Origin of the sequence: Methylobacterium sp. PvP105, from assembly GCF_017876975.1 — a bacterium.
Classification (GTDB): Bacteria; Pseudomonadota; Alphaproteobacteria; order Rhizobiales; family Beijerinckiaceae; genus Methylobacterium; species Methylobacterium radiotolerans.
Map to the genome: position 1 here is coordinate 69,022 of NZ_JAGIPA010000004.1, position 12,450 is coordinate 81,471.

The 12,450-nt window shown below is 65.2% G+C and carries 14 protein-coding genes and 1 pseudogene; 3 read left to right on the forward strand and 12 right to left on the reverse strand.

The window, feature by feature from the left end; translation table 11 throughout:
- Positions 1-72 precede the first annotated feature (72 nt).
- Positions 73-828 (forward strand): annotated as a pseudogene (locus J3A75_RS32960) (TonB-dependent receptor plug domain-containing protein); the annotation flags it as partial.
- On the opposite strand, the gene istB reads toward J3A75_RS32960, so the two are convergent.
- A complete protein-coding gene (istB, locus tag J3A75_RS32965; RefSeq protein ID WP_209651005.1) occupies positions 815-1,678 on the reverse strand; it encodes an IS21-like element helper ATPase IstB in 864 nt (287 codons plus the stop codon). The pseudogene J3A75_RS32960 and the gene istB overlap by 14 nt on opposite strands.
- Positions 1,675-2,934 carry an IS21 family transposase gene (gene istA, locus J3A75_RS32970; protein WP_209651004.1) on the reverse strand — a complete coding sequence of 420 codons (1,260 nt, stop codon included), beginning with the start codon at positions 2,932-2,934 and terminating at the stop codon, positions 1,675-1,677. Before istA ends, istB begins: the two co-directional genes overlap by 4 nt.
- 191 nt (positions 2,935-3,125) lie before the next feature.
- Between istA and tnpB the strand changes: the two genes are divergently transcribed.
- Positions 3,126-3,326 (forward strand): IS66 family insertion sequence element accessory protein TnpB, encoded by a 201-nt coding sequence (gene tnpB / locus J3A75_RS37445; RefSeq protein WP_209651089.1) that lies wholly within the window; start codon positions 3,126-3,128, stop codon positions 3,324-3,326.
- Between the two features lie 721 nt (positions 3,327-4,047).
- Here tnpB and J3A75_RS32980 read toward each other — a convergent pair.
- The 3 genes from J3A75_RS32980 to J3A75_RS32990 form a co-directional block, all read right to left on the reverse strand.
- Complete coding sequence (locus J3A75_RS32980; RefSeq protein ID WP_209651090.1) at positions 4,048-4,617, reverse strand: hypothetical protein; 570 nt, start codon at positions 4,615-4,617, stop codon at positions 4,048-4,050.
- 16 nt (positions 4,618-4,633) lie between these two features.
- A complete protein-coding gene (locus tag J3A75_RS32985) occupies positions 4,634-5,725 on the reverse strand; it encodes an ImmA/IrrE family metallo-endopeptidase (RefSeq protein ID WP_209651091.1) in 1,092 nt (363 codons plus the stop codon).
- A 165-nt stretch (positions 5,726-5,890) separates the two neighbouring features.
- Complete coding sequence (locus J3A75_RS32990; protein ID WP_209651092.1) at positions 5,891-6,793, reverse strand: hypothetical protein; 903 nt, start codon at positions 6,791-6,793, stop codon at positions 5,891-5,893.
- A 231-nt stretch (positions 6,794-7,024) separates the two neighbouring features.
- Between J3A75_RS32990 and J3A75_RS32995 the strand changes: the two genes are divergently transcribed.
- Positions 7,025-7,891, forward strand: coding sequence for a TIR domain-containing protein (locus tag J3A75_RS32995; protein ID WP_209651093.1), 867 nt, complete (start codon positions 7,025-7,027; stop codon positions 7,889-7,891).
- 123 nt (positions 7,892-8,014) lie between these two features.
- Here J3A75_RS32995 and J3A75_RS33000 read toward each other — a convergent pair whose 3' ends face one another.
- The 7 genes from J3A75_RS33000 to J3A75_RS33030 all read right to left on the reverse strand — a co-directional run bounded on the left by J3A75_RS33000 (position 8,015) and on the right by J3A75_RS33030 (position 12,450).
- The gene (locus tag J3A75_RS33000) at positions 8,015-8,578 is read right to left on the reverse strand and encodes a MucR family transcriptional regulator (RefSeq protein ID WP_312892940.1); all 564 of its coding nucleotides are present in this window, start codon (positions 8,576-8,578) and stop codon (positions 8,015-8,017) included.
- Positions 8,579-9,513: 935 nt separating this feature from the next.
- Positions 9,514-9,915 (reverse strand): hypothetical protein, encoded by a 402-nt coding sequence (locus J3A75_RS33005; RefSeq protein WP_209651095.1) that lies wholly within the window; start codon positions 9,913-9,915, stop codon positions 9,514-9,516.
- Positions 9,916-10,122: 207 nt separating this feature from the next.
- Positions 10,123-10,548 carry a hypothetical protein gene (locus J3A75_RS33010; protein WP_209651096.1) on the reverse strand — a complete coding sequence of 142 codons (426 nt, stop codon included), beginning with the start codon at positions 10,546-10,548 and terminating at the stop codon, positions 10,123-10,125.
- 43 nt (positions 10,549-10,591) lie between these two features.
- Positions 10,592-11,125, reverse strand: coding sequence for a hypothetical protein (locus J3A75_RS33015; RefSeq protein WP_209651097.1), 534 nt, complete (start codon positions 11,123-11,125; stop codon positions 10,592-10,594).
- 64 nt (positions 11,126-11,189) lie between these two features.
- The gene (locus tag J3A75_RS33020; protein WP_209651098.1) at positions 11,190-11,426 is read right to left on the reverse strand and encodes a hypothetical protein; all 237 of its coding nucleotides are present in this window, start codon (positions 11,424-11,426) and stop codon (positions 11,190-11,192) included.
- The gene (locus J3A75_RS33025) at positions 11,416-11,832 is read right to left on the reverse strand and encodes a hypothetical protein (protein ID WP_209651099.1); all 417 of its coding nucleotides are present in this window, start codon (positions 11,830-11,832) and stop codon (positions 11,416-11,418) included. The genes J3A75_RS33020 and J3A75_RS33025 overlap by 11 nt, the downstream gene beginning before the upstream one ends.
- 279 nt (positions 11,833-12,111) lie before the next feature.
- Positions 12,112-12,450: a hypothetical protein gene (locus J3A75_RS33030; RefSeq protein WP_209651100.1), complete on the reverse strand. Its 339-nt coding sequence runs from the start codon at positions 12,448-12,450 to the stop codon at positions 12,112-12,114.

Genomic DNA, 12,450 nt, shown 5'->3' on the forward strand with positions numbered 1-12,450 from the left:
CCTTGGGGGCTACGATGAACCAGTCATCCTCCGTTCGTGAAGGGCCTCACTCTGTCTCACGGCCGCTGACGGCGGACAGTCGGACTTCAGAAAGACCTGCCAGCACCCTATGCCGGTGGACAGTTCGCGCGCGGCGGATCCTTGGGTGTCCTCGGCACGAGAGATGCGCTGAACACGCCCTTCAGCACAGTCAACTTCACGCAGCAGGTGATCCAGGATCAGCAGGCGCGAACCGCCGCCGATACGCTGGTCAATGACTCGTCCGTCCGTCTTACCACAGGCAGCAACGGGTTCGACGACACGTTCCAGATCCGCGGTTTTCCGGTCCCCGCCCAGGACGTTGGCCTGAACGGCCTCTACGGATTGATCTCGTCAAATCGCGTGGCCGCTCAATACATCGAGCGGATTGAGGTGCTGAAGGGGCCAGGCGCGTTCATGTATGGCATTCCGCCTGGCGGCAGTGTCGGCGGCAGTATCAACATTGTAACCAAGCGCGCTCTTGATGTCCCGCTTCTCCAAGTGACGCCACAGTACATCAGTCCCGGCAATTTTGGCGTTCACGTCGATGCCAGTACCCGCGGTGGACAGAACAAGGAGTGGGGTATTCGCTTCAACGGCCTGGGTCGCACCGGGGAAGCCTCGATCAACGATGGCAACTGGCAGACCGGGCTCGGCGCTCTGTCGCTCGACTATCAAGGCGAACGCCTGCGCTGGGCGCTCGACGTCATCTCTCAGAACGACGACACCAAAAACTTGTCAACGCCGAGTGCATCGTCCTCAGATCCGCCGAAGCAAAAGTCCCCACTCCCGTGGGTCAGGCCGCATTGGGGTCGGGCTCGTGACGCATTGGCGGACGACCGCGGCGCTTGGGGGCCGGCGGCGGCGTGATCGTCGCCTTCGAGCGCACGTGCTCGGGCACCAGGTCGGCGTGCTGGCGCAGCCGATAGCTTGCCCCCTCGATCTGTACGACGACCGCGTGATGCAGCAGGCGGTCGAGGAGCGCGGTGGCCACGACCGGATCGCCGAACACCTCGCCCCATTCCGCAAAGCCGCGGTTCGAGGTCAGAATCATCGCGCCCCGCTCGTAGCGCGCGTTGACAAGTTGGAAGAACAGGTTGCCCCCACCCGGTACCACCGGCAGATAGCCGATCTCGTCCACGATCAGGAGGGCGAAGGCCGCGAGGAAGCGGATGCGCTCGCGCAACGTACCCTCTCGCTCCGCCTTGGCCAGGGAAGCGATGATGTCGGCCAGCGTCGCAAAGTAGACCCCGCGCCCTGCCTTGATCGCCTCCACGCCCAAGGCCACAGCGAGGTGGCTCTTGCCCGTGCCGGGTGGACCGAGCAGGTGGACGGCCTCGCGCCGGTCGATGAAGTCCAGGCCTGCCAGCGCCAGGACGCGGTTGCGGTCCAGCGAGGGTTGGAAGGCGAAGTCGAAGCTGGCCAACGTCTTCACCGTCGTGATCCGCGCCGTCATCAGCGCCATCTTCACCCGCCGCGTCTGGCGCAGCGTCAGTTCCTCGGTCAGGAGCACGTCGATGGCCTCGACCGCGCCGATCTGACCCTGCTCGATCTGGCGCAGGGTCTGGTCGAGCACCTCCAATGCCCGAGCCATCTTGAGCCCGACGAGGTTGCGCCGGATGCTCTCCAGCGTCGCGGCAGGATCCAGCCGCCCCGTCATGGCCGGCCTCCCTCGGCCAAGCGGCGGCCGACGGCGGCGTAGACCTCCAACGAGCGCCGCGCGACGTGCTCGCCGGTGCGGCCGATCACGATGGGGCCGTCGCGTCCCGCTGCGGTGCGGCGCGTCAGTTCCGGCCGGCGGCGATGCCCGGGCGCGACCAGGATCTGCCGACGCCCCTCGACGACGGTGTGCGCCGCCACCAAACGGCCTGCGTCGAAGATCTGGATCTCGTCGGCGAACTGGTGGACCTCGACGACACGCCGTGTCCGGTCGGGCACGCTGTAGAGGTTGCCGCCGACGCTCACGAGGCCATCGTGGGTGACGCGCCGCTCCAGACGCAGCACGGCCCGGAACGGCACGACCGGCAGCGGCTGCAGGCTGGGCCGCTCTTCGGCGAAGGCTTCCGAGACGATGCGCAGCGTCGTGCCGTGCAGGCGCACGTTGGCGACGGTGGCGAGCCAATCGCCAAGCTGGACGTTCAGGTCCTCGAGATTGCGGAAGCTACGGGCGAGGAAGAAGTCCTCGCGCACGTAGCGGAACGGCCGCTCCACCTTTCCTTTGGTCTTCGCCCGGTAGGGCCGGCAGGCGCGCGGCAGGAAGCCATAGTGGGCGGCCAGCGCCACGAGCGAGCGGTTGTAGACGATGTTGCCGTCCTCGCTCTCGCCGGTCACCGCGGTCTTCATGCGGTCGTAGAGGATCTCCAGCGGCACGCCGCCCAGGGCCGTAAAGGCGGCGATGTGGCAGCGCAGGACCGTCTGCAGATCCTGGTGCAGGACGAAGCGCGCCCAGACGTGGCGGGAGTGGCCCAGCACCATCGAGAACAGCCAGACGATGCGCGTCACGCCCGGCTCGTCCGCAAACGAGACGACGAAGCGGGCGAAGTCGGCCTGGGCCTGCTGGCCGGGCGGGGTCTCGAAGCGGACCTCGAACGGCGCGGGCACCGCCGGGCGTATCCCGCGCAGGTAGTCGGTGACAGCGGTGTAGCCGCCCGCGTAGCCGCGCTCCTTGAGCTCGCGCCAGAGACGCGAGCCGGTCAGTGCGGGATAGGCGGCGACGCGCTCGCGCAGGTAGGCGGTGAAGGGGTCGAGGCGACGTTCGCGGGGCGGGCGTGGTGTGTAGGCCGGGGGTTCGAGGCCGCGGGCGATGTACCGACGTACCGTCTTGCGGTCGAGGCTGAGCTGGCGAGCGATGGCCGTGACGGACAGGCCCTGGCGGTGCAGGTCCAGGATCATGACGAGTTCTCCGAGCTGGATCACCGCCGACACTCCTCGTGCGCTCACGAGGTTCGATCATCGGCGAGGTGACGACGCCCGGCTGCCCAGATCAGCGCCTCCGACCCTGCGGACGCGCGCAGAACTGGGGATTTTTCAGTCGGCGCCTTCGTCCATCATTCACCCGGCGTCGACAGCTCCCAGCATACTGGCCTCCCGGCCACCGCTTCCGCAGCATGGACGTGCCCGCGGCTCTGGTGCGTGACGCGATGGGTGCGGATCCGTTCCCCGGCACGGTCCACGTTTTTCACTCGGAGTGCGCCGACCGGGTGAATCTCCTGGTCTGGGATGGGAGGGGCCTCGTCCTTGCGACTAAGCCTCTGAAGATTGGCCAGTTCTGTAGTTCTGCCGCACTTTGCGTGGAACGGCCGCAGTGACGGGGATGGTATAGGCTGATCCACGAGGCGGGTGATCCTGTCCTCAACACTGTCGCTCCAGCACGTCGATGCCGTGGCGTGCATCCACCCCATCACCCAAGGATGGTTCCTGCGGACGCATACAAACTGAAGGCATGGGCTTCCGCCCCACATCCCTGCCCTAGGACTTCCATTTTCCCAGTCTATCCAACCCCTTCCTCGGACACCCTCGCCTCCCCGTATGCCGCCATGGCGACCACATCCTGGACAAGGACGTGGCCGTTCCTGAAATCGGCCCTCTCGCCGTGTCCACCCGGAGCCGGTCCGGCATTCGTGTCACCCACCCGCATGGGCCGCATGGTGGAGGTCGGGTCGTTCGAACCCTGCCACTTCGAGCCCGTCACGTGCCGTTCGCCCCACGCGTGCCAGAGCCGGCTCATGGCTGCGAAACCTGATGTCGGTGCCGACACTAGGCTCTCGCCTCTGCACGCTCAGCGGGCTGTCCCTGGTCCTACAGAATGCGATGGCCGGGCTGTCCCGCCGACCGCTCATCCCAAAGTCATCAGGAGGGTGGCTCCAGCCCCTCTGCTGGGATCGTTGATGTGAGCTCCAGGAGCCAATGAGATTGCGGCTATCATTCGCGCATGCGTGCTCGCGCGAATGGGCTCTTTCGCTAATAAGCCCATGCGGCCGCTTGCCGGTCCGTCTTCGCGTGCCATGCCGCGATCGCACCGTCGCTGGGCTAGCGTCTGCCGCCCGAGGCTTTGCCGCGCTTCGGGGTGGCGTTCCCCTTCGCGGCGTCGGCGGCCTTTGTCTGATCGGATACAAGCTCGACCGTGTACGCCGAGATCTTGTCCCGCAGCCACCGCTTGGTGTGATGCGGCTGCAAGCCCTTGGTCGAATGTCCGATCTTCTCCAGGAGCTCCTCGAGGGAGATGAGCCGATGCGAGAGACCGGCCCGCACCCCGAAGCGCATGCTGGCCGCGTCCGGACCGCACAGGATCCATCCGTCGGCTCGGCCCAGGGCGTGGATCCACAGATCGCGCTCGCCGTCATCGAGGACGCCGAGGCCGGCGTGCTCGGCCTGACGCTCAAGGCGCTCGTCTCTCGTGACGGGATGGATCGTCACCTCGGCGCGGAACTCGGCGGGATCGATAATCTCACGGTGCTGGTAGCCGGTGCCGGCCTCGCTGGCGACCTCCTCGACGGTCTCGACCTGGTAGCGGTGGACGAGCGCCTTCCAGCCTCCAGCATCCGCGCAGGCAGAGATGGCGCAGTTGTCGACCAGGACTGTCTGTCGGGCGGAGGCCATAGCTTGCCGGCTCCGCTCAGACAGTCACCGGGACCGGCACCCCGTGCGATGCGAAAATCTCCCGCAGCTGTTCCCGAGACTGGCCGAGGATCTTAACCGTCTTGCCGACGGACAATCGGCCTCCCTCGATCGCGTTGGCGATCGTGTTCGCGAAAGTCCTCGAGAACAAGGGCGGCAGCGGATCGGCGGCTTTGGTCGTTGCCGGTGCAACCTCTCCGCGTTTCGCCTCAGCGCTCAACAGGCCCAGGGAGACCAGCCGCCAGAACAGCGCCGGGACCGAGACGTGGAAGTAGTCAGCGGCCTCACGCATGCGGGCGGCGCGCTCCGCATCGCCAAGCCCGCGCCACTGGCCGAAACGCTTGAGGAGACGATGCGGCATCAGCAGGGCTCGAGCAAACGCGTTGGCGAGCTGCTCGACGCGGTTTCCACCTTTCTCGACTACCGTCTCGACCGGTTTCGGGGGCATCGTGTCCCAGGTCAGGATGTGGAAGAACTCGTGGGCGAGATCGAAATTCCGGCGGCCCTTGTTCTCACGTCGATTGACCAGGACGGCGTCCAGCTCCGGAAGCCGGCAGGCCGCACCGGAGATCCGCTCGTCCATGTCGACCATCAGCACCAAGATGCCGAAATCGTTCTCCATGACCCGCGGGAGCGCGAGCGCGGGGATATCGCCCATCTTGTAGTCTCGGACGATGCGCTCGCCTTCCGCCTGCGCCTGCTCGTAGGTTGAGTTCTCCCACAGGCGCAGGCTGCGCCTCTCGGCCGGACCGAGCCGGTCGTCCGCGTCACAGAGCGAGCGATAAGCCGCCAACCAGCGGCCGGCCGAGGCTTGGTAGGCCTTGAGGGCCTCCTGCGAGCACGCCGTCTGACGCCAGCTGAATTCACCTTCGCCGACCAGCCGGAACGGGTCGGTGAAATAATCGGGATCGAGCCCGAAATGGTCGATCAGGATGCCGAGCTCCTCGGCTTTGGCGCGTCGCTCGCCGTTCTCGATGTTCGAGACGCTCTGGTGGTCCGCAAGGCCCAAGAGCTCGGCGACCCGGCTCTGGTTGACCTTTCGTTCCTCGCGCATCGCCCGAAGGCGCAGTCCGATCAGAGGGTTTGTCATCGCTCACTCCCGCGGCCGTACATAATCTTGCAAATCGCGGTTTGCAAGTTTTTTGATGCCGCTCGGCCGGAGCTCTCGCTGGCCGCACCTGGGGCCGTCGGCGCTTGAGCCCGGAGAGGAAGAGGAGACCTCGGCGGCCCCTCCCCTCCCCTCTTCGATCAGCTCTCAGGCGGCCTGTGCGAGCAGCACCATTTCGAGCTGTCGGGTGATGGGCGCGTCGGTAAGGTGGAAGGTTGGGTTGCGGGCTGATCCTTCCCGACGCACGATCCCGAGAGTCTTCAGCGCCTGCATGGTGCTGCTCGCCTGGGTCGGCGCGGTCGAGGCGCTGACCGTGTGCCGCAAGAGGTGCTTGCGGATGGCCAGATCCACGTGGACCTTGTCGGAGGCGCACGCCTTGGCGATCTCGCCGGTGAACGGGATGCCCACCTTCCGCATCTGGAAGAGGGAGACCATGCAGGCCCGGTTGATGGCGTTCGATACGGCGCCGTCCGCGAGGCCCTTCACCGCGTCCGCGACCTTGTCGACCGCGTAGACGTTGTAGCGGAAGCCGTCGTGGAGCGTGCGGTTGACGAAGCCCGGGTCCACGTTCGCCGCGAGCATCACCCGGGCCGTGTCTTTCCACATCAGCGCCTTTCGCACCTTGGCCAGCGTCCTGTGGATGTTGTGGTGGCTGCCGTGTTTCTCGGTCTCGAAGGCCAGGCGCGCGTCGATCGCCGCGGTGATCTCCGCGGTCATGTTCTGGACCGCGATCTCGTCGTGGGAGAGCATCAGCTCGCGGAAGGTGGGGTCGTCGGCGCTCAGTGAGGTCTGAGCCTCCTCGATCAGCTCCTCCAGCTCCTGGGCCAGTTCCAGCTCCTGGGCCAGCTCCAGCGCCGGCTCGGGCTGCACCTCAAGGGACGCGAGCGCGGTGTCCAGCTCCTCGAGACCCTCGGCGGCGAAGGTCTGGGCGAGTGAGGCGGCGCGGTCCGCGCGGCGCATGTGGTCGGTGTGATCGGAGGCGTGGGCGCCGAAATCGCCGGCGGTCAGGACGGGCTGGGCGGTGATCTTCTTCGAGGTCTTGCGGGCCATCTGTCGAAATCCTTGTCTGTTGAAGCATTGCACTTCGTTACGACAAGTATTGTTCTAGACGCTCCGCTAATATAATGATAATGGAAGTGTATGGCGGGCAATGTACTTGCGGCGCCGTCCGATGCAATCGATGCAGTACGATACAGAGAGTGGCCGACTTGACGAGCGGTGCTGTTGCCACCGTATCAGAGGCGCGTAAAAGGCCCCCAGGCGCGTTGCGGGCTCAGGTCGATGTACAACCTTTTCGTCTCAGGCGATGACGAGGCTTGGCACGGCGAGCCTTTCGATATCGAGCTGTCCCGGTGCGTTCGGGAGTACACCGCGCCGGAGATCACGGAGAGATACGGCAGCCTCGACCGCCAAGCCGTGGCCGCGCTCAAGCGGCTCCCCTGCATATTCGCCTATGAGGCCGTGCACGAGCTCCCGCCCCAGTTCGGGCGTATCGTGGACGTGACGCGGCGGCATAACGAGGTGCGGGTCGAATACCGCCTGGAGCCGGTTAATCCGTTCCTGGTCCACGATGACCTAGCGAGCCTGGCGTTCGAGCTCGAGATCGGCAAGTTGGAGATGAACCGGACGCACTGGGCCGTGAAGGAGGTCAACCTGGTGCGGGAGCTTGCCCGCAAAGGCGTCCCACTCCCCGACTGGGCCCAGCGTTCCCGGATCAACATCTCAACGCATCAGTTCGACGTCGCCTTGTCGTTTCCGGGCGAGCAGAGAAAGCTCGTCGAGCAGATCGCGGCCGAGTTGGAGCACGACCTGGGTCCCGATCGCTGTTTCTACGACCGTAACTACACGGGTCATTTGGCTCGCCCGGGAATGGATGTCCTGCTGCAGGGCATCTATCGCGAGCGATCGAGGCTGATCGTGGTGTTCATCAGCGGCAGCTATCAAGCGAAAGATTGGTGTGGCGTCGAGTTCCACGCCATCCGGGACATCATAAACCGGCGCGAAGGTGATCGCGTCATGTACATCAAGACCGGAGAGGGAGACGTTGAGGGCGTGCTGCCGAACGACGGTTACGTCGATGCCCGGCACTACACGGCGCGGCAGCTTGCCGAGTTCATACAGCAGCGCCTGGAGGAGCTTGAGATGTGAGGCTCCCGAGGAGGGCGTACATGAGCCCGTGGCCGTCCGCCGGATTGATGTCGGCGTTGCGGCCCCGCGCCGATCTGCTCACGGCGCGGGAGCGTCTACGGGCCGTGGGAGCCCCGAGCCGCCTCACTCGGCGTCAGCAGTCGTAGCCTTCTTCGGCTTGCGAGCCCGCGCCGGCTTCTTGGCCGGCTCGACGGCCTTCTTCCGTCCCGAAGCCTTCGGCGCATCCGTGACGGTCTCAGCGGCAGTGACGGCCTTAGCGGCAGCATTCCGACGCTGCTGGCCGAGGCCGGCGGCCTTCGCGAGAGCCGAGCGCTGCTCTGAGTAGCTGGCGGCCGTGCTGGGGTAGTCTCTCGGCAAGCCGTAGCGCTCCCGGTACTCCTCCATGCTCATGCCGTTGCCGGTGAGGTGGCGCTTCAGCGTCTTGTACGGCTTGCCGTCGATGAAGCTGATCAGCGCCTCCGGCCGGATCGATTTCCGGATCTGCACGGGCGTCGGCTTTTCCACTTGAGGGCCGCCCGATGCGGCGGGGCCGCCCAACCCGGTGATGGCAGCGTGAACGCTGGACAGCAGCGCCGGCAATTCAGACACCGGCACGGAGTTGTTCGCGACGTAGGCGGCGATGATGCTGGTGGTGAGCTCGACGGGATCGGTCTGGCCGGATACCGAAGGTGATGTACTTTCGTCCACTTGCAGCTCCATTAGATGCGCACGCAACCATCGGAACAGTTCTGAGAGGGCGTCAAGGCACAGTGGCGAAAATCCAGCGCATTATGCGGAGTATCTACCGGTTTGATGGCCGATTTCCAGCGCAAGTTCGCCCGTGAATGGCCGAACATGGATTTGGCGCTTCCATGAAGTTTGGCGGTTTGGGAAGGAACAGGCCGGTTCCTGGATATGCGAGACGTGGCATGGCCGGCCATGGACCTCTGCCTGCAGGGACCCCTGGCCGTTCCTGATTTCGGTTCCCGGCGCGGATCGCCCGGTGACGCATCAAGGTTTCGGATTTGGTGCGGGAGGGAAGATCGGGTCGCCGCGGCCGCGGTGGATATTTCCTGACGTGCTCTCTATGCGCTTCCTGGCTGCGTGCGCTCTCTCTCAGGCATGTGTCTCTCTAGGCCTCATGCATACAGAGGCGCTCTCCCCTCCCCTATGCGGCTCTGTCAGGCAACGAGCAGGAACGACTCCTTCGAGAGCTTGTTGGTTTCGTGCAACCGGAGGATCGACATGCGCGACAGACCGCCTCTCGATTGGACCGATGTCACTTTCGCTCTGGGAGTGGGCACTCTGTGCGTGCTCACTGCATACACGATGCTATAGCCCAGAGCTGTGTCAGGGATCGTTTGTGCGCGCTGGTGAGAAGTGTCGCGTGCTCGTGCGCTGACTGTGTGCGTTCTCTCTATCCCGACGCTGTGTGAGCGATTTTCAGCGTCCCTGCCGGGCTGCGCTCCACTTGTCCGAAATCGAGCAAAATCGGCCGATCGTCGGACAAGCGGGGGACATCTAGGGGACACCAGGGGGACATTGAGGGGACAAAGCCCGCTTGGTCGTATTGGACGCCGAGGGGACGTTTAGGGGACGGTTTGTCCCTCAGATGTCCGGCCTGTAGCCCTGCGGACCGTGGTCTATTTCCCAAAGAAGAGCCACCGCAGCCGCCCCAGGAGGCCCCGGCGCGAGGCGAGCATTTTGTTCAACTCATCCGTGGATCTCGTAGCCTCATCCAGGATCTTCTGGAAGTCGCGGATGTCGCGAGCGCTCATCTGAAGCGCATCATCGGCCGCGCGCCTTTGCGCCCTCACGTTCGTCAGGCGGATCGCGTGGTCGATGATCCGACCCCTCTCCTCCTCGGACAGGCCGGCCGTCAGCTTCGATATGGCGTAGGGGCTCTTGGCCTTCTCGCCCTTGCGCTCGATCCATTCCAGCTTGTCCAGGGCGACCTCGATGGCGTGATCCAGGCGGCGTAAGTCGTCGCCGTGGTTCTCGAACACGTCCCGGATCTCCTCGGGAGTCATCTCTACCAGGAGCATGCCGATCTTAGCCTCACAGCCCGGGTTATGATGGCCTCTGCGTTGGGCAGGCCCTGGACCAGCGCCGGGATCGCGTATGGACTGGTAGCACGCCGGCGCGGCTTCTCCAGTGCCAGAGCCGTGAGAGCCCGACGGAGCGCGTAGTCCGTCAGGCCCGGGCTGCCCGTCATCATCATCTCGCGGAGCCTGGTCGCGGCCGGGCCAGCGTCAGGGCCGGTAGTAAGACGGATCCCAGGGTGAGAAGACTGGCTCATGGGTCGTCGTGGTGATCCCGGAGACGTTCTCGGTGTAGAGGCAGTCGCGCAGCGGGTGGCCCCGCACCTGGACGCACTCATAGCCCACGGGCCGCTTCACGACCCTTACCGTGGTGCCCTTGCGCAGCACCATGCACAGCCTTCCGCGCTCGAGGGCCTCCGGGTTGTTGGTCTGGGCCCAGATCCGCTCGGTGGTCAGCCGGTCCTTGGTGCGTCGAGCGACCGTCAGGTTGTCGATGTCCTGCCAGAACTGGCAGGCGAGCTGGTCGTGGGCGAGTCGGTGCGGGCCGGCCGCCTCCAGCGGTCCGGTGCGAGGAGTGGCCGTGGCTGCGCAGGGCAGGCCCAGGGCGGCCGCGAGGGCTATGCGAGCGAGCTTCATGCCCTCTGCATAGCGCGGCCGTCCTGGGCCTTGCTACGCTCCCTCAGTTCTCGATCGGCATCTCGTAGGGACAGACGATGTGGTCATCGCCGGTGAGCTCCGTGAGCCGATCGCACAGCTCCATGATGTTGCTGGCGTCGAACTGGTCCAGGCCGAGGAGCTCGACATCCGCTTGAGTATCGAAGCCAGCGATGAAGAGGAGCTTCTTCACGGCCGCATCAAGCGTAGGCACGATCGCCATCACCTCAGGATGCCGTCCCGGCGCGGCGTGATTGCGGTAGCGAAACACGCCGTAGACCTCGGTGTAGCCAATCTCCTTGGCATCCGCGATCAGCTTGGCGACGGTGATCGGCTCGGGCTGAAAGAAGCCCTTGAGCACCTCATCCAGCACTAGAGTCATACCAAGCGACGGAGCCGAAAAGACCGGATCGTCCCCACTCGTCGCTCCGAGCGAAAGGTCGATCGTCGCTTTCGGATTGATTAGAAGGGGTAAATTCTCGAAATCGCAGAGGTTTGACCAAGTCAGAGGCTTATCGAGCGGCCGCCATTGCAATTTGCGAGGATCAGGGTCTGACATTTGCGCTCCTGTCGACCGAATTGGCGAGCAGCAGCGCTTCACCATTCACGGCGGGTCGTTCAAGTCAAGCACGGTCCGCGGCACGCTCCAGGCGGTAGATCTCGCCGTCGACCATCTCGACGTGCCAGCCGAGCTCCTCGAGGGTGTCCTGGGCCAGCTCCTCGGGCAGGACGTGGCCGTTGACCCGGGCGCCCATCGCCGCCTCCACGTCCTGCATCTCCAGCACGGACGGCTGCCCGTGCTTGACGTGGTGCTTCTCGATGATGGCGAGCGCCTGAACGATGACAGGGTCAGAGGTCATCGGCCGTCTCAGGGTCGACCATGATCTGATGCACGACGCTCCGTAGCAGGGGCAGGGTCATCTCCTGGGTCGCCATCCCGTATTCGTCGCCGGTGAGCTCCTGGAGCTTCTCCAGCAGGTTCACGGGGCTCTGGAGCTTGCGGAAGGTGAGCCCGTGATCCTCGATCTCGTGCGGGTCGAGCCCGGAGAGGTGCAGCAGCCGCCCGAAGGCTTCCTCGTCGTTCATGGCGAGCGCGAACACGGTCTCGGCCTTGTCGTGCGGGAGCTTGCGCTCGCCGCGAATGCGCCAGACCATGATGACCTGGGCCGTCTTCCGCTCGGGCTTGTGCAGGAAATCGGCGAGGGAGCGGCCGCGCGGGAAGGTCTCCGCGTAGGCGTTGGCGATGCTGGCGCGCAGACGAGGCATTTTCCGAAGCCGCTCGATGAGCAGGTCATCATGGCTCGGGCCGGTGCCGCCGTTCGCCCCGAGGTCGCCGGGGCGAATGAGGTCGGGGGTGGGACCCCGGGGCCCTTCGATCCTGAAGGAGCTGACGTGGCCGGCGCCAATCGGAAAACCCATACGCAACCCCTCCTGGGGAAAGCCAGATCACCTGGCGCTGATCTACCTCACCATTCACGCGAGGCTCTCGAAGTCAATGAGGCCGGAAACGCTACGGTTGCATCCTCATCCGCGAACTGGATCGGGCTATTTGGTTCCCGGAAATTCGCGCTCGCGGATCAATCGATAGGCGCTCATGCTGGCCACGATCAGAGAGCTGGACGGCGACAGGCGGCAGATGCGTCTGACCTCGCCGACGATGCCCGCGTTGTCGGTGGTGGAGCCGACCCCGTGAAAGCCGGTCGGCGCGGCGATGTTGAGCCCCGTCCAGAACCCGAGAATGTAGTCCACCCCGGCGATCTCGTTTGCGGGCGATGACAGCCAGGTGGCGCAGCTATCGTTTCCGCGGCCGACGGCCCAGGCGCCTTCTGCCCGAGCACCCGTGGTGCTCAGCAGCAGGGCGGTGATGATGGCGATCTTGCGCAT

Coding starts and splice junctions, on each gene's coding strand:
- J3A75_RS33015 (WP_209651097.1), bottom strand. CDS start 11,125: ATGTCAGACCCTGATCCTCGCAAATTGCAATGGCGGCCGCTCGATAAG.
- J3A75_RS32980 (WP_209651090.1), bottom strand. CDS start 4,617: ATGGCCTCCGCCCGACAGACAGTCCTGGTCGACAACTGCGCCATCTCT.
- J3A75_RS32985 (WP_209651091.1), bottom strand. CDS start 5,725: ATGACAAACCCTCTGATCGGACTGCGCCTTCGGGCGATGCGCGAGGAA.
- J3A75_RS33005 (WP_209651095.1), bottom strand. CDS start 9,915: ATGCTCCTGGTAGAGATGACTCCCGAGGAGATCCGGGACGTGTTCGAG.
- J3A75_RS33020 (WP_209651098.1), bottom strand. CDS start 11,426: ATGACCTCTGACCCTGTCATCGTTCAGGCGCTCGCCATCATCGAGAAG.
- J3A75_RS32990 (WP_209651092.1), bottom strand. CDS start 6,793: ATGGCCCGCAAGACCTCGAAGAAGATCACCGCCCAGCCCGTCCTGACC.
- J3A75_RS33030 (WP_209651100.1), bottom strand. CDS start 12,450: ATGCGCAAGATCGCCATCATCACCGCCCTGCTGCTGAGCACCACGGGT.
- tnpB (WP_209651089.1), top strand. CDS start 3,126: ATGGACGTGCCCGCGGCTCTGGTGCGTGACGCGATGGGTGCGGATCCG.
- J3A75_RS33025 (WP_209651099.1), bottom strand. CDS start 11,832: ATGCCTCGTCTGCGCGCCAGCATCGCCAACGCCTACGCGGAGACCTTC.
- istB (WP_209651005.1), bottom strand. CDS start 1,678: ATGACGGGGCGGCTGGATCCTGCCGCGACGCTGGAGAGCATCCGGCGC.
- J3A75_RS32995 (WP_209651093.1), top strand. CDS start 7,025: ATGTACAACCTTTTCGTCTCAGGCGATGACGAGGCTTGGCACGGCGAG.
- J3A75_RS33010 (WP_209651096.1), bottom strand. CDS start 10,548: ATGAAGCTCGCTCGCATAGCCCTCGCGGCCGCCCTGGGCCTGCCCTGC.